Source organism: Streptomyces sp. NPDC048255, assembly GCF_040652415.1.
Lineage (GTDB): Bacteria > Actinomycetota > Actinomycetes > Streptomycetales > Streptomycetaceae > Streptomyces.
In genome coordinates, this window is record NZ_JBEZMA010000043.1 from 1 (window position 1) to 18,217 (window position 18,217).

12 protein-coding genes are annotated in these 18,217 nt (G+C 74.5%); 5 read left to right on the forward strand and 7 right to left on the reverse strand.

What is annotated here, in order from left to right; translation table 11 throughout:
• Positions 1–338 precede the first annotated feature (338 nt).
• Positions 339–1,979: a DUF6350 family protein gene (locus AB0D94_RS27290; RefSeq protein ID WP_362056572.1), complete on the reverse strand. Its 1,641-nt coding sequence runs from the start codon at positions 1,977–1,979 to the stop codon at positions 339–341.
• 119 nt (positions 1,980–2,098) lie between these two features.
• Here AB0D94_RS27290 and AB0D94_RS27295 point away from each other — a divergent pair, with 119 nt between their 5' ends.
• Positions 2,099–3,595 (forward strand): helix-turn-helix domain-containing protein, encoded by a 1,497-nt coding sequence (locus AB0D94_RS27295; RefSeq protein ID WP_362056574.1) that lies wholly within the window; start codon positions 2,099–2,101, stop codon positions 3,593–3,595.
• A gap of 66 nt (positions 3,596–3,661) precedes the next feature.
• On the opposite strand, the gene sucD is transcribed toward AB0D94_RS27295, so the two are convergent.
• The 5 genes from sucD to AB0D94_RS27320 form a co-directional block, all read right to left on the reverse strand.
• Positions 3,662–4,552 (reverse strand): succinate--CoA ligase subunit alpha, encoded by an 891-nt coding sequence (gene sucD, locus AB0D94_RS27300; RefSeq protein WP_362056576.1) that lies wholly within the window; start codon positions 4,550–4,552, stop codon positions 3,662–3,664.
• A 21-nt stretch (positions 4,553–4,573) separates the two neighbouring features.
• Entirely contained in the window at positions 4,574–5,752 is a 1,179-nt protein-coding gene (sucC, locus tag AB0D94_RS27305; protein ID WP_362056578.1) for an ADP-forming succinate--CoA ligase subunit beta, read from the reverse strand.
• A gap of 287 nt (positions 5,753–6,039) precedes the next feature.
• On the reverse strand, positions 6,040–7,152 hold the full coding sequence (locus tag AB0D94_RS27310; protein WP_362056661.1) for a VWA domain-containing protein: 1,113 nt from the start codon (positions 7,150–7,152) through the stop codon (positions 6,040–6,042).
• A gap of 307 nt (positions 7,153–7,459) precedes the next feature.
• Positions 7,460–9,760 carry a DUF5682 family protein gene (locus AB0D94_RS27315; RefSeq protein ID WP_362056580.1) on the reverse strand — a complete coding sequence of 767 codons (2,301 nt, stop codon included), beginning with the start codon at positions 9,758–9,760 and terminating at the stop codon, positions 7,460–7,462.
• Positions 9,757–10,863 (reverse strand): AAA family ATPase, encoded by a 1,107-nt coding sequence (locus AB0D94_RS27320; RefSeq protein WP_362056582.1) that lies wholly within the window; start codon positions 10,861–10,863, stop codon positions 9,757–9,759. Before AB0D94_RS27320 ends, AB0D94_RS27315 begins: the two co-directional genes overlap by 4 nt.
• A gap of 134 nt (positions 10,864–10,997) precedes the next feature.
• On the opposite strand from AB0D94_RS27320, the gene AB0D94_RS27325 reads away from it, so the two are divergent.
• Positions 10,998–12,335 (forward strand): SWIM zinc finger family protein, encoded by a 1,338-nt coding sequence (locus AB0D94_RS27325; protein WP_362056584.1) that lies wholly within the window; start codon positions 10,998–11,000, stop codon positions 12,333–12,335.
• Positions 12,336–12,627: 292 nt separating this feature from the next.
• Positions 12,628–14,235: a DUF5691 domain-containing protein gene (locus tag AB0D94_RS27330; protein WP_362056586.1), complete on the forward strand. Its 1,608-nt coding sequence runs from the start codon at positions 12,628–12,630 to the stop codon at positions 14,233–14,235.
• Between the two features lie 628 nt (positions 14,236–14,863).
• Here AB0D94_RS27330 and AB0D94_RS27335 read toward each other — a convergent pair.
• Entirely contained in the window at positions 14,864–15,265 is a 402-nt protein-coding gene (locus tag AB0D94_RS27335; protein WP_362056588.1) for a cobalamin B12-binding domain-containing protein, read from the reverse strand.
• Between the two features lie 186 nt (positions 15,266–15,451).
• Here AB0D94_RS27335 and AB0D94_RS27340 point away from each other — a divergent pair, with 186 nt between their 5' ends.
• Together AB0D94_RS27340 and AB0D94_RS27345 are read left to right on the forward strand one after the other, a co-directional pair.
• A complete protein-coding gene (locus tag AB0D94_RS27340; RefSeq protein ID WP_362056590.1) occupies positions 15,452–16,249 on the forward strand; it encodes an alpha/beta fold hydrolase in 798 nt (265 codons plus the stop codon).
• Positions 16,250–16,472: 223 nt separating this feature from the next.
• Entirely contained in the window at positions 16,473–18,101 is a 1,629-nt protein-coding gene (locus tag AB0D94_RS27345) for a M23 family metallopeptidase (protein WP_362056592.1), read from the forward strand.
• Positions 18,102–18,217 lie beyond the last annotated feature (116 nt).

An 18,217-nucleotide genomic window follows, 5' to 3' on the forward strand; every position in this document is an offset into this window, starting at 1 on the left:
GAGTCCCCAACAACCGCCAGGCCTAGCTTCCGAAGCCGCGGCGTGGGACGGGGACGCGCAGGAGAGTCCCCGCAGGACGAGCGCGCAACCCAGGCAACGCTTTCGCAGCTGGGGTCAAGTGCGCGAGCCGAGGAGACGCTCCGGAGCGGCCCCGGCCCACACCCGACGCCAAAACCAGCCCCGCCGGCGATTGAGGCGCGGGGCCTGGGGCAGAGCCCCAGCAACGGCGCCGCACCCGGCCAAGCCCCCCGCAGGGAAAGCCGCGGTCCCGCCCCACACCCCGGTAAGCACGGCGCAGCCGAGGCCGCACCCCCCGAGCCCCCCGCAGGGGAAGCGCGTTACTGCGGGGGCCTGCGGCGGGGCATGACGCGGGCCCCGGTTACCGGCGGGACGAGTGGGGGAGGCGGCGGGGTCGGCGGGCGCGCCGTGAGGGGGATCGGGGTCAGGTCCAGGCTGAGGCCCGGCACCACCCGTACGGCCCGGGGTTTACGGGGCCGGGCCGGTACGACCGCCAGGGCTCCGGCCGCAGGCGGGGCCGCGGGCTGGGGCTCGGGATCCGGCGCGGCCGGGCGCTCCGGCGGGGTGGCCACCGAGAACTCGGGGACCAGGGTGCCCGCCGCCCGCCGCAGCGCGGCCCAGCGGATCTCCCGTACGCCGCTGTCGTGCCAGTCGTCCCCCTCCGGGCCGTCAAGGCCGTCAACGCCGTCCACGCCGTAGAACCCCGCCGGCCGCGTCCGCCACGCATGCACCGCCACCGCCAGCGGAACCGCCGACACCAGGGTCCAGGCGGCGGCAGCCGCCCCCGCGGCCCACCACACCGGCCCGAACGCGGCCAGCTCCCGCGAGCCCAGCGGACCCTCCGAGGCCGCCGCCAGCCCGGCCGTCGTCAGGCCGCACACCAGCGCCCCCAGGGCCGCCGTGAGCGCGGTCTCCCCGTACGAGACCTCGCGCGCCCGGCGTACGGCGAACCAGCCCACCGCCAGCCCGGCCGCCAGCGGGACCCCGCCGACCGCCCAGGTCAGCGGCGTCCCGGCCCCCTCGGGCGGGAGCGCCGCCAGCAGCGGGAACCGGGGCAGCACGGGCGAACCGGTGAAGCCCAGCGGGGTCGCGGTCGCGCCGGCGCCGAGCGCGAAGCCGGGGCCCAGCGCGTACGACGCGCCCCACACCATGGCGTTGGGGATCAGCGCCACCGCCAGGAGCAGGACGGCGAACCGGCCCGACCACACCTCGGTCAGCGACAGGAAGGACCCCTGGACCTCCGCGCCGTGCCACGCGAGCGACGCGCCGACCAGCAGCGCGCCGCCGCCCAGCAGGACGAGGGCCCCGCCCGCGCCGGACCGGAGCGCCAGCGCGTACCGGGGGCGCGCGATGGCCCTGCGTACGCCCCCGGGCACCCACGACGGCAGGGGTCCGAGCGGACGCCCGCGGGCCCCCCACACCCCCGCGGCGGCGGCCAGCGCGGCGACCAGCGGGATGTGCCAGGCCGCGCTCAGCGGGTCGGCGGGCATGGGGCCGCCCGCCGCGTACACCGTGGCGAGGGTTCCCACCGACAGATAGCCGCAGAGCACCGCCGAGAAGACCGCGCCGGCGGGCAGCACCTCCTCCTCCCCCTCGGCCTCCCCCGACGCGCTGCCCAGCCGGGCGGCGCGCCGGATGAGCAGCACGGGCAGCGCGACGAGCAGCAGCGGGGTCACGCCGACGGGCGCGGGCACGCCGGACAGCGTCTCGTAGCGCACCAGCTCCGTCCCGTGAGCGAGCAGCCACAGCCCGGCGGCGAGGTGCAGGGCCCCGCCGGGGCCGCTGTCGGGGTAGGGGGAGCTGATCCACAGGACGATGACGAGCACGGCGAGGAAGCCGAGCCCGAGTCCGGCCGCCACGGCGCCGCCCACCACGCAGGCTGCGGCCGCCGGCGAACGGCGCCGCCCGCCGGCCCGTGGGGCCGTGGGCAACGGGGTGCCGCGTTCGGTCACTTGGGTCACCCCGCCATGGTGCCAACGACACGCGCTATGGGCGGGTAACAGGCGAATGCCCGTGGTGTCGCTCAATATACGCTTATGTACTTTTTCGCCCAGGGCTGGCGGGTCGCGGGGAGTGTGACATGACACGGAGCGTCAACGAGCTGGGCCTCCCCTCCCCCGAGGAGCGGCGCGGACTGCGCGAAGCGGCGGGCCTGACGCACGAGCAGGTCGCGGCGGTGGTGGGCGTCGCCCCGGGCACCGTGCGCTCCTGGGAATCGGGCCGTACGGACCCCCGGGGGCGAAAACGCACGGAGTACGCACAGCTCCTGCTGGACCTCGCGCCGCCGCCGGACAGCGGGACAGCGGTGGCTGGGGCCCCCGAAAACGCCGCGGAGGCCTCGCTCCCGGAGGAGCCGGAGGCCGTCCGTCCGGACGTGGCCCAGGACGACGGGGCCCTACGGGGATCCTCGCTGCGGGCGATCGGGGCCGTACGGGCCTCGGCGGGCGGCGGGCAGGGGCGACCGGCCGGTTCCGGCACCCGGCCCAGGCCCGCGGCCAAGCGGGCGGCCAAGCCGACCGCCGCACTGCCCCGGCACGAGGCCAAGACCCCTGCCATGGCCGGATCGGGAGCGGGAGGAGGAGCAGGAGCGGGCTCCGGTGGGCTCGGGCCCGGCGGCTCCGCAACCACCGCCACCGGGCCCGACCACACCCCGGCCGACCCCCCGGCCGACCCGGACGAGCCCGGCGCCGAGGCCCTCGCCCACCCGGCGGAGCCCGGCGGGGAGCAGCCCGCCGAGCCCGCCCCCGGGCCCACCGCACCCGCGGCGGCCGCCTTCGACGCCCTCTACGCCCACGCCGCCGCCGACCTCGCCCGCCAGGCGTACCTGCTCACCGGCCGCCGGGCCCTCGCGCGCGAGGCCGTGGAGCGGGCCTTCCAGCAGGCCTGGGCGCAGTGGCCCGCCGTGGCCACCGACCCCGACCCGGTGGGCTGGGTGCGCGCGGCCACGTACGAGTACGCGCTCTCCCCCTGGCGCCGGCTCCGGCGCGTCCACCGGACCGCCGAGAAGCCCGGCAAGTCCCCCGTGGAGCCCGCCGACCGGATCCTCCTGGACGCCGTGCTCGCGCTGGCCCCGGCCCACCGCCGGACCGTTCTGCTGTACGACGGCGTCGGCCTCGACCTGCCCGACACCGCCGCGGAGACGGAGGCAAGCACCCCCACCGCCGCCCACCGGCTGCTCCACGCGCACGACGAGCTGGCCGACCTGATCCCCGAGCTGGTCGACGTACCGCCCGAGGAGCAGTCCGCGCTGCTGCACGAGCGGTTCGGCACGCTGGAGCCGCCCGTACGGATCGATCCGCGCCCGGCGGCCGAGGTGCGCCTCGCGGGAGAGCACCGCGCCCGGCGGTGGACGCGCGCGGTCCTCGGCCTGACCGCGGTGATCGCCGTCGCGACCACGTACACGGTGACGACCGCGCCCAGGGAGTACGCGCCCCCCGACGCGCCGGGCGCCAGCGTCTCCGGCGTGCCCCCGCACAGCGGCCCCCAGCGGCTCACCGAGCGGAGCAGGCAGCTCCACGACAAGCTGCGCGCCGACCCGGCGGCCGGTCCCGCCCGGCTCGTCCCGCGCAGCGAATGAGGAACGGGCGTGGCCCGCACCCCCGGAGGGTGCGGGCCACGCCCGTGCTACAGCTACCGCGTACGACTACTGCGCGGCGTTCAGGATCTCGCGGGCCAGCTTGGCCGTCTCGGTCGGCGTCTTGCCGACCTTGACGCCGGCGGCCTCGAGGGCCTCCTTCTTGGCCTGCGCGGTGCCGGAGGAGCCGGAGACGATGGCGCCGGCGTGGCCCATGGTCTTGCCCTCGGGGGCGGTGAAGCCCGCGACGTAGCCGACGACCGGCTTGGTGACGTTCTTCGCGATGAAGTCCGCCGCACGCTCCTCGGCGTCGCCGCCGATCTCGCCGATCATGACGATCAGCTCGGTGTCCGGGTCGGCCTCGAAGGCCTCCAGGGCGTCGATGTGCGTGGTGCCGATGACCGGGTCGCCACCGATGCCGACGGCGGAGGTGAAGCCGATGTCGCGCAGCTCGTACATCATCTGGTAGGTCAGCGTGCCGGACTTGGACACGAGACCGATCTTGCCGGGCTTGGTGATGTCGCCCGGGATGATGCCGGCGTTGGACTGGCCGGGGGTGATCAGACCCGGGCAGTTCGGGCCGATGATCCGGGTCTTGTTGCCCTTGGCGGTCGCGTACGCCCAGAAGGCGGCGGAGTCGTGCACCGCGATGCCCTCGGTGATGACGACGGCCAGCGGGATCTCGGCGTCGATCGCCTCGACGACGGCGGCCTTGGCGAAGGCCGGCGGGACGAAGAGGACGGAGACGTTGGCGCCCGTCTTCTCCATCGCCTCGGCGACGGAGCCGAAGACCGGGACCTCGGTGCCGTCGAAGTCGACGGTGGTGCCGGCCTTGCGCGGGTTCACGCCGCCGACGATGTTGGTGCCGTCAGCCAGCATCAGCTTGGTGTGCTTCATGCCCGTGGCACCGGTCATGCCCTGGACGATGACCTTGCTGTCCTTGTTGAGGAAGATAGCCATGTGAGTCTGTGACCTCTGCCCTTACTTCGCAGCCGCGAGCTCGGCGGCCTTGTCGGCCGCGCCGTCCATGGTGTCCACGCGCTGGACCAGCGGGTGGTTGGCGTCCGAGAGGATCTTGCGACCCAGCTCGGCGTTGTTGCCGTCGAGACGGACGACCAGCGGCTTGGTGACCGCCTCGCCCCGGTCCTCGAGCAGCTTCAGCGCCTGGACGATGCCGTTGGCGACCTCGTCGCACGCGGTGATGCCACCGAAGACGTTGACGAAGACGGACTTGACGTCCGGGTCGCCGAGGATGATCTCGAGACCGTTGGCCATGACGGCGGCGGAGGCGCCACCGCCGATGTCCAGGAAGTTGGCGGGCTTGACGCCGCCGTGGTTCTCGCCGGCGTAGGCGACGACGTCGAGGGTGCTCATGACGAGACCCGCGCCGTTGCCGATGATGCCGACCTCGCCGTCGAGCTTCACGTAGTTGAGGTTCTTCGCCTTGGCGGCGGCCTCGAGGGGGTTCGCGGCAGCGTGGTCCACGAACGCCTCGTGGCCCGGCTGGCGGAACTCGGCGTTCTCGTCGAGCGAGACCTTGCCGTCGAGCGCGATGATGTCGCCGTTGGCGACCTTCGCGAGCGGGTTGACCTCGACGAGGAGCGCGTCCTCGGCGATGAAGGTGGCCCACAGGGTCACGAGGACCTCGGCGACCTTCTCGGCGACCTCGGCGGGGAACTTCGCCAGCGCGACGATCTCGCGGGCCTTCTCGATGGTGACGCCCTCGTTGGCGTTGACCGGGACCTTCGCGAGGGCCTCGGGGGTCTTCTCCGCGACCTCCTCGATGTCCATGCCGCCCTGCACCGAGGCCATGGCCAGGAAGGTGCGGTTGGTCCGGTCGAGGAGGTACGAGACGTAGTACTCCTCGAGGATCTCGGGAGCGGTCTCGGCGATCATCACCTTGTGGACCGTGTGGCCCTTGATGTCCATGCCGAGGATGTCCGTCGCCCGGGCGACAGCCTCGTCCGGGGTGGCGGCCAGCTTCACGCCACCGGCCTTGCCGCGGCCGCCGACCTTCACCTGCGCCTTGACGACCGACTTGCCGCCCAGCCGCTCGGTGGCCTCGCGAGCCGCCTCAGGCGTGTCGATGACTTCACCGGCCAGCACCGGTACACCGTGCTTGGCGAAGAGGTCCCTCGCCTGGTACTCGAACAGGTCCACGCGCGTCCGTCCCTTGTCTTCAAAGATTCGCAGTGATTCGCGGTTATCTGCTATCTGCGTGGGCGTGCCGCGGAGGGCAACGTGACGGCGCTGTCACAAGGAAGGCGCACACGGTGACCGTGGACGCGGCATGTCCGTCCCGCAGGTTATCCCCGTGGGACGTGGGTCCCTAAATCGCAGATCACACCTGAGCGGTGATACCTGTCACAGAACGCCTCACGGTTGAGCTGGAAGTTCGTGCGATCAGCCCATTCACAGCGGCCCGTCGGGGCACGTGAGGAAGCCCGTCACGGCACCGGCAGGGGCCGCTTCTCCAGGGCCGCGGCCATCACCTCCGGGAACAGGTCGGGGGTGCAGGCGAAGGCCGGTGCGCCGAGGTCCGCGAGGGCGGCGGCGTGCTCCCGGTCGTAGGCGGGGGCGCCCTCGTCGGACAGGGCCAGCAGGGTCACGAACTCGACCCCGGACCCCTTCATCGCGGCGACCCGCTTGAGCATCTCGTTGCGTATGCCGCCCTCGTAAAGATCACTGATGAGGACGACGACGGTGTCGGCGGGCCGGGTGATCTTCGACTGGCAGTAGGCGAGGGCGCGGTTGATGTCGGTGCCGCCGCCCAGCTGGGTGCCGAAGAGCACGTCCACCGGATCGTCCAGCTGGTCCGTCAGGTCCACGACGGCGGTGTCGAAGACGACGAGGCGGGTGGCGATCGACCGCATCGAGGCGAGGACCGCGCCGAAGACGGAGGCGTAGACGACGGAGGCCGCCATCGAACCGGACTGGTCGATGCAGAGGATCACCTCCTTCTTCACCGACTGGGCCGCACGGCCGTATCCGATCAGCCGCTCGGGGACGATCGTGCGGTACTCGGGCAGGTAGTTCTTGAGATTGGCCCGGATCGTCCTGTCCCAGTCGATGTCGTGGTGGCGGGGGCGGCTGATCCGGGCGGACCGGTCGAGGGCGCCGGTGAGCGTGGCCCGGGTGCGGGTCGCGAGCCGCTTCTCCAGCTGCTCGACCACCTTGCGGACCACGGCCCGCGCGGTCTCCTTCGTCGTCTCCGGCATCGCCTTGTTCAAGGAGAGCAGGGTGCCGACCAGGTGGACGTCGGGCTCGACGGCCTCCAGCATCTCCGGTTCCAGCAGCAGGGCGGACAGGCCGAGCCGCTCGATGGCGTCCCGCTGCATGACCTGGACCACCGAGCTGGGGAAGTACGTCCGGATGTCCCCGAGCCAGCGGGCCACGTGGGGCGCCGAGCCGCCGAGGCCCGCCGACCGCTCCCCCGAGGTCTTGCGGGAGCCGCCCGAGCCGCCTCCGCCGTAGAGCGCGCCGAGCGCGGCGTCCATCGCCGCGTCCCGGCCGGTCAGCGCGCACCCCGTCCCGTCGGCCTCGCCCCCGCCCAGCACCATCCGCCACCGCCGCAGCCGCTCGCCGCCGGCGGGGTGGGCGGTATCCGCGTCGGCCGCACCTCGCAGACCGGCGCTGCTCGCCGTGCCGGGCACGGGCGTCCCGCCGGCCTCGCCGCGCACCACCGGGCTCTTCGTACTGGTCATCTGTCCGTCCCCCTGCACTCGTCATGTCCTCGTAAGCCGCACCCACCAGCGCGGGCCAGATCCGTAAGCCGCGGCCACCCACCCAGCCGGGGCGGAATCCAGCCCGGCCGGCGTTTGAGGCGCGGGGTCCGGGGCGGAGCCCCGATCCGTGAGCGCCACGCGCTCAGGCGGGCACGTCCACCCCGGCCGGGGCGAGCAGCATGCGGACCAGGTCCACCACTGCCTCCGCCCGGACCGGGTCCAGGTCCGGGGCGAAGCCCGGCGGGGCCGAGCCCGTAGCGACCGCGGCCGCGGAACCGCCGGGGCCCCGGCGGACCAGCTCGCCGAGCGTCCGCTTCACCCCTGGCTCGTACGCCCCGAAGGTCCTGCGCAGCAGCGGCAGTACGTCGGTGAAGGCGCGCTCCGGCACGCCCACGAGCCAGGCGTCGATCAGGCCGAGCAGCCGCTCGTCGTGGACCAGCAGCGTTCCGCCGCCCGAACTGCCGCCCGCGAAGCCCTCGATCCAGCCCGCCGCGTCGGCCGGGGAGGCCGCCGGGGACAGGGCGAGCCCCATCAGCCGGGCCGTCTCCTCGGCCGGCAGCCGCCCTTCGTCGAGCAGCAGCCGGGCCGCCCGGCCGCGGATCAGGCCGGGTACCGCGTCCCGGCCGGCCAGTGTCCGCAGCACCGCGGACCAGCGCTCCCGCAGCCCTTCCTGGGCGTCCGACAGCAGGGCGACCGCCCCGTGCACCCCGTCGACGTGGCCGCGCAACTCCGCCGCCGCCTCGGCGTCCAGGCCGAGGGAGCAGGCGGGCGGCAGCGCCACGCATATCCGCTCGGCGAGCCCGGCCGCGACCGTGCCCAGGGCGGCCGCGTCGGTGCCGCGGACGTCCCCGTACCGCAGCGATCGGGCCAGCGCGGGCAGGGCCTTGGCCAGCCGCGCCACATCCGTGTCCAGCGCGGCCCGGTCCGCTAGGGCCCGCAGCACCGCGGGCAGCGCCTCGGACAGCCCGGCCAGCAGGCACCGCTCGGCCAGGGCGGTCACCTCGCCCAGTTCCCCGGCGCCCGCGGCGTCGGCCTCGGCCTTGGCAGTGGCCGCCGCGAGGACGGTGGTGCCCCAGACGCCGGCCTCGGCGACCCGCACGGACAGCTCCGGCTCCCAGCGCAGCCGCCACGTCTCGCGGAAGGTGCCGGTGCTGCCCCGCGAGGCGGTGGGGGTGCCCCACTCGATGCCGAGCAGCCGCAGCCGGTGCAGCAGCAGCGACTTCGCCGTGTCGGTGTCCTTGCGCAGGTCGAGTTCGAGCTCGCGGTCCTGTGCCTCGGCCTTGAGCCGCAGGGAGCGCTGCTGGCGGGTCAGATCGCGTTGGAGCGGTACGACGGGCGCCGTGTCGGGGACCTCGCCGAGCACGTCGCCGACGACCAGGCGGTCCTCGATCAGCGCGAGCGGTATGTCGGATCCGTCGCACATCACCGCCCGGACGGCTTCCAGCGTCTCCGTCAGTCCGGGCAGCGGTCTTCCGCGCATCGCGGCCAGGGTGTCGGCCAGCCGGACCGCCTCGATGACGTGCGCCGAGGAGACCTGGCGGTCCTCCTCCCGGAGCAGTCCGGCGACTTTGGTCAGCCACCGTTCCACGGGCCGGTCCCGGGCCGCGAAGAGGTGGGCGTACCAGCCGGGCGAGGTGATCCCCGCGCCGTAGCCCCCGGCCCGGGCGAGCCTGCGGTGGGTCCAGGGCACCCAGGTGGTCTCCACTTTGACCTTGGGCAGCCCGGTGAGCAGGGCCTTGTCGGCGGCCACGGTGGTCCTGGCCCGCAGCGCGGGGACGTGCCAGGCGCCGCACACCACGGCGTAGGCGTCGCCGAACTCCCGGCGGGCGGCCCGCATCCGCTGCCGCATGTACGCCTCGCGCACCAGGTCGCGGGTGTGGCCGCCGTCCCCGTACGCCTCGCGCAGGGCTCCCATGGCCTCTCCGAGCGCCTCGAACGCGCCGATCGCGGACTCCCCCGCGCCGCCGGCGCCCCGGTGTTCGACCACGTCCTCCCACCAGCGCTCGGGGTCGTCGTACCCGGCGGTCTCGGCGAGCACCGCGAGGGGGTCCACCCGTACGGCCCCGCCCTCGGCCTCGTCCGCGTCCCCGTCCGGATCCTGGTCCCCCGCCCCGGCCAGGGAGTGGGCGGCCGGGAGGTCGATGAACCGCACCGGTACGCCGGCTTCCTGGGCCCAGCGGATCGCGACCCACTCCGGGGAGAAGTCGGCCAGCGGCCAGAAGGCGGCACGGCCCGGGTCGTCCGCGGCGTGCGCGAGCAGGGCCACGGGCGGCCGCATCCCGGGATCGGCGGCCAGTGCGATCAGCGCGTCCCCCTCGGGCGGCCCCTCGACGAGGACGGCGGCGGGCCGTGCCGCGTCCAGCGCGGCCCGCACGGCGCGGGCCGAGCCGGGCCCGTGGTGCCGTACGCCCAGCAGGAGGGGCACCTGTGCGCGCGGGCTCATACCGTCACCTCCCGGCAGGCGCGGTAGAAGTCCTTCCAGCCGTCCCGCTCGCGGACCACGGCCTCGAGGTACTCCTGCCAGACGACCTTGTCGGCGGCCGGGTCGCGGACGACGGCGCCGAGGATGCCCGCGGCCACGTCGGAGGGGCGCAGTACGCCGTCCCCGAAGTGGGCGGCGAGGGCGAGGCCGCCGGTGACGACGGAGATGGCCTCGGCGGTGGAGAGGGTGCCGCTGGGGGACTTCACCTTGGTACGGCCGTCGCCGGTGACCCCGTCGCGCAGCTCGCGGAAGACGGTGACGACGCGGCGGATCTCCTCCAGGCCCTCGGGGGCGGCCGGCAGGTCGAGCGCGCGGCCCATCTGGTCGACGCGGCGGGCGACGATGTCGACCTCGGCGTCGGCGGTGGCGGGCAGCGGCAGGACGACGGTGTTGAAGCGGCGGCGCAGCGCGCTGGAGAGCTCGTTGACCCCGCGGTCGCGGTCGTTGGCGGTGGCGATGAGGTTGAAGCCGCGTACGGCCTGCACCTCTTCGCCCAGTTCCGGTATCGGGAGGGTCTTTTCGGACAGGACGGTGATGAGGGTGTCCTGGACGTCGGCGGGGATGCGGGTGAGCTCTTCGACGCGGGCGGTCATGCCGTCGGCCATGGCCCGCATGACCGGGCTGGGGACGAGGGCCTCGCGGCTGGGCCCGTGGGCGAGCAGGCGGGCGTAGTTCCAGCCGTACCGGATGGCTTCCTCGGGGGTGCCGGCGGTGCCCTGCACGAGGAGGGTGGAGTCTCCGCTGACGGCGGCGGCGAGGTGTTCGGACACCCAGGTCTTGGCGGTGCCGGGGACGCCGAGCAGGAGCAGGGCGCGGTCGGTGGCGAGGGTGGTGACGGCGACTTCGACGATGCGGCGCGGCCCCACGTACTTGGGCGTGATGACCGTGCCGTCGGGGAGTTCGCCGCCGAGCAGGTAGGTGGCGACGGCCCACGGGGAGAGCTTCCAGCGGGTCGGGCGGGGCCGGTCGTCGGCGTCCGCCAGGGCTTTCAGTTCGTGTGCGAAGGCGTCTTCGGCGTGCGGTCGCAGGGCCTCGGTGCCGGTGCTGTTCTCGGGCGTGGTCATGGTCCCCCTCCAATGCTCGGCAGCCGCTTCCGACTGCTGATCCCACGGTGCACCACACCACTGACAACGGGCCTTGTTCATAGTCTTGTTGCAGGTCAGGGCGATTGTCAGTGGGGGTCTCTACGGTGGGACACATGACTGAGCAGGGGGTCCGCTGGACAGCGGAACAGGTACTGGCTCTGGCTCCTGACGATGCCTCACGCAAGGCGGGAAGCAGACTCGGCGGGGCGGGGCCCTGGTCGCAGATCGGAGGTTCCGCTTCCGGTTCGCTGTGGGGGTACTGCAAGGGCAGTGGCAGTACGCCGTACCGGACGGTCGTGGACCTGGCCGGACCGGCGTACAAGTGCTCCTGCCCGAGCCGGAAGTTCCCGTGCAAGCACGCCCTGGGGCTGCTGCTGCTCTGGTCCGCCGAGGGGATCGGCGAGCCGGGCGAGGCGCCGGAATGGGCCGCGCAGTGGCTGGCGGAGCGGGCGGCGAAGGCCGCACGTCCGGCCGCCGGGGCGGGCCGGCCGGTGGACGAGGAGGGGGCACGGCGGCGCGCGGAGCGGCGGGCCGCCCGGATCGGCGCGGGGGTCACCGAGCTGGAGCAGCGGCTGGCCGATCTGCTGCGCGGCGGCCTCGCGGGCCAGGAGCAGGCGGGCTACGCGGCGTGGGAGGAGACCGCCGCCCGCATGGTCGACGCCCAGGCGCCCGGACTGGCCGGGCGGGTGCGGGAGTTGGGGACGATACCCAGTTGCGGCCCCGGCTGGCCCGCCCGGATGCTGGAGGAGGCGGCGCTGCTGCACCTGCTGGACCGGGCCTGGCTGGGCGTGGCCGGGCTGCCCGATCCCCTGGCGGCGACCGTCCGCGGCAGGGTGGGACTGCCGGCCTCCGGGGAGGGGGAGGCCGTACGGGACCGCTGGCTGGTGCTCGCCCAGTACGACTCGGTGTCACCGGACGGCCGGCTCACCACCCGCCGGATATGGCTGCGCGGGCTGGCGGGCGGGCGTCCCGCTCTGGTGCTGGACTTCGGACCGCCCGGGCGGCCACCGGGGCTGGCACTGCCGGTGGGGCTGGTGCTGGAGGCGGAGGCCCGCTTCCGGCCCGGGTCGGCGGGGCTGCGGGCGGACCTCGGGGAGAGGTTCTCTGCGGCCGAGCCGTGCCGGGAGATACCGGCGGGGGTGAGCACGGGGGCCGCCCTGGAGGCCTACGGGGCGGCATTGCGGGAGGATCCGTGGCTGGAGTCCTGGCCGGTGGTGCTCGGACCGGTGATCCCGGTACCGGGTGAGCTGGGCTGGCAACTGGCCGACGCGCAGGGCACTTCCGCCCTGCCGGTCACCCTCGCGGGTGGCCGCTCGCGCTCGGGGCTGTGGCAGCTGGCCGCGTTGTCGGGCGGGGGCCCGGTGACGGTGTTCGGCGAATGCGGCCACCGCGGCTTCACGCCGCTGACGGCCTGGCAGCCGGACTCGCCCGAGCCGGTCGCCCTGGTCTGAGCCGGGCCGGAAATCAAGGAGATCGCTGGGGGCCTGGGGGCCCGTATGCCGTCCGGCAGGGACGGCGGAGGGGGACGGGGAGGACGCGGCGGCGCGGGGGCGCCGACGTGTGACGACGAGGAGCCGGGGGGCTTTTGTGGACGACAACCACGCCAGTTGAGAGCAGTGCGGTCCTGTCCGGCCTGATCGGCCGGACAGGACCCGGACGGGGCATCGACAGCTCCGGTCCCGCGCAGGGGACGGGACCGGGGCGCGGTCCTCGACCGAGGACGAGTGACGAGGGAGGGGCCTGATGGACAAGGGTGACGAGGGATACGGCAAGGGGCACGCGGAGGCGTACAGGGAGTGGGATGAGCTGGTCGGCGCCGCGCTGCTGGGCACCGACCGGCGCCCGGGCGGCGGGCCGGCCGGCTCGCCGGAGTCCCTGCTGGACGCGGCGGCCGTGCACACCGTACGGCGCCGGGCCGGGCTCAGACCTGCGCAGGCGCGCTCCCGGCCGGAGCCCGCGGCGCGCGACCCGCGTCCGGCGCCTCCGGAGGCGGCCCGGCGGCGGCTGGCCCAGCTGCTCGCCGGCCGCACGGGCGCGGGCAGCGGCGGCGGGCGGCGCGGAGCCGCCCCGGACCTGACCGAGCTGCTGCCGCAGTGGCTTGCCGCGGCCGGGCGGCACGGCTACCGGGCACCGGCCGCACTGCTGCCGGCCCTGCTGGACGCGGCCCGGGCCCGTACGGACCTGCGTCCGCAGGCCTTGGCGCTGGCCGGGGCGCGGGGGCTGTGGCTGGCCCGGATGAATCCCGACTGGCGGTTCGCCCTGCGCGGCGGGTCCGGCGGGGCCGGGGAGCTGCCGGAGGTGACGGACCGGGCGGGGGTGGAACGGCTCTGGGAGGAGGGGCTGTTCGCGGAGCGGGTGGCGCTGCTGGGCGCGATACGGGCCCACGAGGCCGCGGCCGCGCCGCGCCTGCTGGAGACGACCTGGGCCGGCGAACGGGCCGAGGACCGGCTGATGTTCCTCGACTCGCTGCGGGTGGGGCTGTCGGACGGGGACGAACCGTTCCTGGAGGCGGCTCTGGGTGACCGCAGCCGCAATGTCCGGGCGACGGCGGCCGAGCTGCTGTCGGCGCTGCCGCGGTCGGCGCTGGCGGGGCGGATGGCGGAGCGCGCCCTGGCCTGCGTGGGCCCCGAGGGGGTGACCCCGCCGGCCGAGTGCGACGCGGGGATGCTGCGGGACGGGGTGGTCAAGCGGCCGCCCGCCGGACGCGGGGAACGGGCCTGGTGGCTCGGGCAACTGGTGGAGGCCGCACCGCTGGACTGCTGGCGGGAGCGGTTCGGCGGGCTCGACCCGGCGGAGATTCTGGCGCTGCCGGTGGCCGAGGGCGAGGGCTGGGCGGAAGAACTCCACGCGGCGTGGTGCCGGGCCGCGGTGCGCCAGCGCGACGCGCAGTGGTCGCGGGCGCTGCTCGGGCCGCCGTCCGCGCCGCCCGCCGCGGGTCCGGCGACGGCCTCGCTGGCGGAGCGGGCGAAGCTGCTGGAGACCCTGCCCGAGGGGGAACGGGCGCGATGGGTGGCCGAGTTCATACGGGCGCACGGGCTTTCGGAGGCGTTCCAGCTGCTCGGGGTGTGCGTGGTGCCGTGGGCCGGGGCGCTGGGCCGGGCGGTGGTCGACGCGCTGGAGATCGCCCGTGAGGCGGGGAGCTACCCGTGGAGCTTCAGCGGGGTGATGGGTCTGGCGGAGCGCTGCCTCGATCCTGCGGAGGCCGGGCGGCTGGAGGCGCTGACCGCCTCCGTCGAGGACCCGCCGGAGGCGTCGCCGGGCGCAGCCGCGTACTGGGCCGAGGCCTTTCAGCGGCTGGTCGCCACGCTTGACCTGCGGGCGGCGATGCTGGCGGAACTCGCCCCGGCGTGACCCCTCGCGGGGGGCCGCGCCGCCGGGACGGGGTCTCCGGGGGCCCGGATACCGAGGCCGGGCGGGCTGGGTCGCCGTCGCCGGGCCGGCGTCGCCGAGGCCGGGTCGCCGAGGCGGGATCTCCGGGGGCCGGGCGGGAGGGGTCGCCGTCGCTAGGGCAGGTTCGCCGCCGCCGGGGCCGGGTCGTCGGGCAGGGTCGCTGAGCGGGCCGCCGGGACCAGGTCGTCGGCGCCGGGTTGCTGGGGGCCGGGTTACCGAGGCCGGATCGCCGGGGCCCGGGCCGGGGCGCCGCTGCGCGGAGCTGGTCCCCGCCCCGCCCTTTCTCCGTTTCCCGGGCTCCGCCCGGACCCGTCCCCCTAGCGCCGGCTCGGCTCAAGGCCTGGGGCTCCGCCCCAGACCCCGCGCCTCAAACGCCGGCGAGGCTGGGATCGACCCGCGATGCCGAAGTCGACCGAGTCGGGCAGCAGGCAGCAGGCAGCAGGCAGCAGGCAGCAGGCAGCAGGCAGCAGGCAGCAGGCAGCCGAGGATCGCCCCGCGAGGTCGAAGTCGACGGGGTCGGGCAGCAGGCAGCGGCAGCGGGCAGCAAGCAGCGCCAGCGGGCAGCTGAGGAACCTCTGACCGCCGGAGGCTACTGGCGGACGTTGGCGCGGACCCAGTCCACGATCGACGTCGTCGTCGCGCCCGGGGTGAAGATCTCCGCCACGCCCTTCGCCTTGAGGGGGGCGATGTCGTCCTCCGGGATGATGCCGCCGCCGAAGACCTTGATGTCCTCCGCGTCCCGCTCCTTGAGGAGTTCCAGCACGCGGGCGAAGAGCGTGTTGTGGGCGCCGGAGAGGATGGAGAGGCCGATCGCGTCGGCGTCCTCCTGGATGGCGGTGTCCACGATCTGCTCGGGGGTCTGGTGGAGGCCGGTGTAGATGACCTCCATGCCCGCGTCCCGCAGCGCCCGCGCGATCACCTTCGCACCGCGGTCGTGGCCGTCGAGACCCGGCTTGGCCACCACCACACGGATCGGACCGGTCACACCCATCGCACTGCCTCCCGAGTGAACGAACGTTAAGTACAGCATCGCGCACGCCGCCGTTTCGCGGTCCCTCACGAGGGGGAAATCACACGTGGGACGGCATTGCGCCACCGTGCCGACAGCCGCACGGCACGGTGGCGCGACCGGCCGCAGTCCCAAGAGGCCGAGGGGAGGCCGCCGGTGGGGCTGTGCGTGCCGTTGTCCGTGTCCTTGTCGTCCTGGTCGTCCTGGTCGACCTTGTCCGGAGCCGCACTGCGGGCCGGCGCCCTGGAGGTCGTGGTCCTCGGCGGGCACCTGCTCCTCTACCCCACCGGAGTGTGCCAGGAGAAGGTCGTCCCGCGCCCGCCCGCGACACGGCCGCCCGTCCTCCTCCTCCACGGGTTCACCGACAACCGGTCCGTCTTCGTCCTGCTGCGGCGCGCCCTCGGAGCCGGCGGCCGGCGGCACGTGGAGGCGTACAACTACTCGCCCTTCACCCGCGACCTGCGGGTCACGGCCCGCCATCTCGCCCGGCGCGTCGAGGAACTGTGCGAGCGCACCGGGCAGCAGCGGGTGGACCTGGTCGGGCACAGCCTGGGCGGGCTCGTCGGCCGGTACTACGTGCAGCGCCTCGGCGGCGACGCCCGCGTCCGCACGCTCGTCACGCTCGGCACCCCCCACTCCGGCACGCTGGTCGCCCCCTTCATGGACGCGCACCCCCTGGTCCGGCAGATGCGCCCGGACTCCCGGGTGGTGTCCGAGCTGGCCGAGCCCGCGCCCGGCTGCGCGACCCGGTGCGTGGCCTTCTGGAGCGAGTTCGACGCGCTGATGACTCCCGTCGGGACGGCGCGCATCGAGCATCCGGATCTGCAGGTGGAGAACGTGCAGGTCACCGGTATCGGGCACCTCGCCCTGCCCGCTCACCCCGCCGTGATCGCGGCCGTCCGGCGCGCCCTCGACGGGCCCGTTCCGGCATCCGCCGAGAGCGCGGACGCCGCCTCCGTCGCCTAGACCGCATCCGACAAAAAGTCGAACGGATTTCGAACTCAAGGCCAAGGGTCTGCATTTCGGCGACCGAAAGACGGCCGAATGCCCGGTTCCGCAGCTACGGAACCCCCGCGAAGATTGTCGTTGCGAGTAACCGCCGGGTACAGTCACGCCACTGCTCTCCTCCGGGGAACCTCCAATTCCCCGGCCACCCAGGCCCCCCACTGCCGAGGCGAAAGAGAAGTTGGTGAACGACCGCCCCTCGTCGGGCCAGTACCCCGATCCCGGGTACGACGGCCTTACCACCACCACTTTCGCTGGTGACTCGGCCTACGTTTCCTACGAAACGCAGGGCCAGGGGGTCAACTACGCCGCCTACGGCTCCTACGAGACCGGCGCGTACGACACCACCGCATGGGCCTCGCAGGACAGTTACCTGCCCACGATCCCCAGCCAGGGCGTCCCCGCGGACACCACCGGGCAGTGGGACGCGAGTGCCTGGAACACGCCGGGTGCGGACCACCCCGGCTACACCGACTACCAGCCCGCCTCCTTCGGCTACGACGCTTCGGCCGAGCAGACCGGGCACTGGGCACTGCCGGGCTACGGCACCACCGGCACCGAGACCGGCGCCTACGACGCCACCGCCTGGAACACCGTCACGGAGACCCCGGCCCCCACCGAGGCCGGCTACCCGAACGAGTACGCGTACGAGTACCAGCCCGCGCAGCAGTACCCGGGCCAGTACGAGCACCAGCAGCCCGAACACCAGCAGCACCAGCAGCACGAGCAGCACGAACACCACCAGCAGCACCAGCAGCACCAGCAGCACCAGCAGCCCTACGACGGCACCGGCTACGCCTACGAACCCCAGGCCGCCGCCGGACCCGAGGCCGAGCCCGAAGCACCCGCCACGCCCGAGGCGTACAGCGAGACCGCCGTCTTCGAGGCCGTTCCCGGCGAGGAGCCCGAGCTCCTGCCTTCGGCCGAGGTGCACGACTTCCCCACCCAGGCCATGCCCGTGGCCCCGCCGTCGACGCCGGGCGAGCCGCGCAGTGCGCGCCGGACCGCCGCCAAGGCGAACGCCAAGGCGAACGCGAAGACCGCCGCCAAGGCGAGCAGCAGCCGGGCGAGCAGCCGTCGCCGCACCCCGGCGAAGCGTTCCGCCCTGCTGACCGTGGCCGTTCCCTCCGCCTGTGTGATGGGCGTCGCCGGTGTCGCGGCGGCCTCGGTCGGCGGGCTGACCGGCACGGAGAAGCCCGCCGAGGACACCACCACGATGGCCGCGCCCGACCCGGCCTCGGTGAAGCCGGTCGCGGCGAACACCAAGCTCGACACCCAACTGGCCGCGCTCAGCGCCGACGCGGGCGACTTCGCGGACCGCGCGAGCCGCACGCAGGAGCGCATCGACCTGCGTCAGCGCCAGGAGGACGAGAAGAAGAAGAAGGCGGAGGAGGCGGCGGCCAAGGAGGCGGCCCGCCCCAAGTTCGCTATCCCCGTCGCGCAGCAGGGCCTCAGCGCCAGTTTCGGACAGTCCGGCGGCATGTGGATGTCCGTGCACACCGGCATCGACTTCCCGGTCGGCTACGGAACCCCGGTCATGGCCGCCACCGACGGCACCGTGCGCACCCAGTACAACAGCGCGTACGGGAACATGGCCATAGTGACCGCGCCCGACGGCACCGAGACCTGGTACTGCCACCTGAGCAGCACCAAGATCCGTGGTGGGAAGGTCAAGGCCGGCGAGGTCATCGCGTACTCGGGCAACTCCGGCAACTCCACCGGACCGCACCTGCACTTCGAGGTGCGGCCGGGCGGCGGGTCCGCGATCGACCCCATGCCGTGGTTCCGCGCCCACGGCCTGAACCCCGCGTAACAAGCGGGCGGGGCCCACGCCGCCATGGCACGGACCCCTGCCCCACGCCCTCGTGGCACGGACCCCTGCCCCACGCCCTCGTGGCACGGACCCCTGCCCCACGCCCTCGTGGCACG

Coding starts and splice junctions, on each gene's coding strand:
- AB0D94_RS27295 (WP_362056574.1), top strand. CDS start 2,099: ATGACACGGAGCGTCAACGAGCTGGGCCTCCCCTCCCCCGAGGAGCGG.
- sucD (WP_362056576.1), bottom strand. CDS start 4,552: ATGGCTATCTTCCTCAACAAGGACAGCAAGGTCATCGTCCAGGGCATG.
- AB0D94_RS27310 (WP_362056661.1), bottom strand. CDS start 7,152: ATGGTGCTGGGCGGGGGCGAGGCCGACGGGACGGGGTGCGCGCTGACC.
- AB0D94_RS27315 (WP_362056580.1), bottom strand. CDS start 9,760: ATGAGCCCGCGCGCACAGGTGCCCCTCCTGCTGGGCGTACGGCACCAC.
- AB0D94_RS27320 (WP_362056582.1), bottom strand. CDS start 10,863: ATGACCACGCCCGAGAACAGCACCGGCACCGAGGCCCTGCGACCGCAC.
- AB0D94_RS27325 (WP_362056584.1), top strand. CDS start 10,998: ATGACTGAGCAGGGGGTCCGCTGGACAGCGGAACAGGTACTGGCTCTG.
- AB0D94_RS27330 (WP_362056586.1), top strand. CDS start 12,628: ATGGACAAGGGTGACGAGGGATACGGCAAGGGGCACGCGGAGGCGTAC.
- AB0D94_RS27335 (WP_362056588.1), bottom strand. CDS start 15,265: ATGGGTGTGACCGGTCCGATCCGTGTGGTGGTGGCCAAGCCGGGTCTC.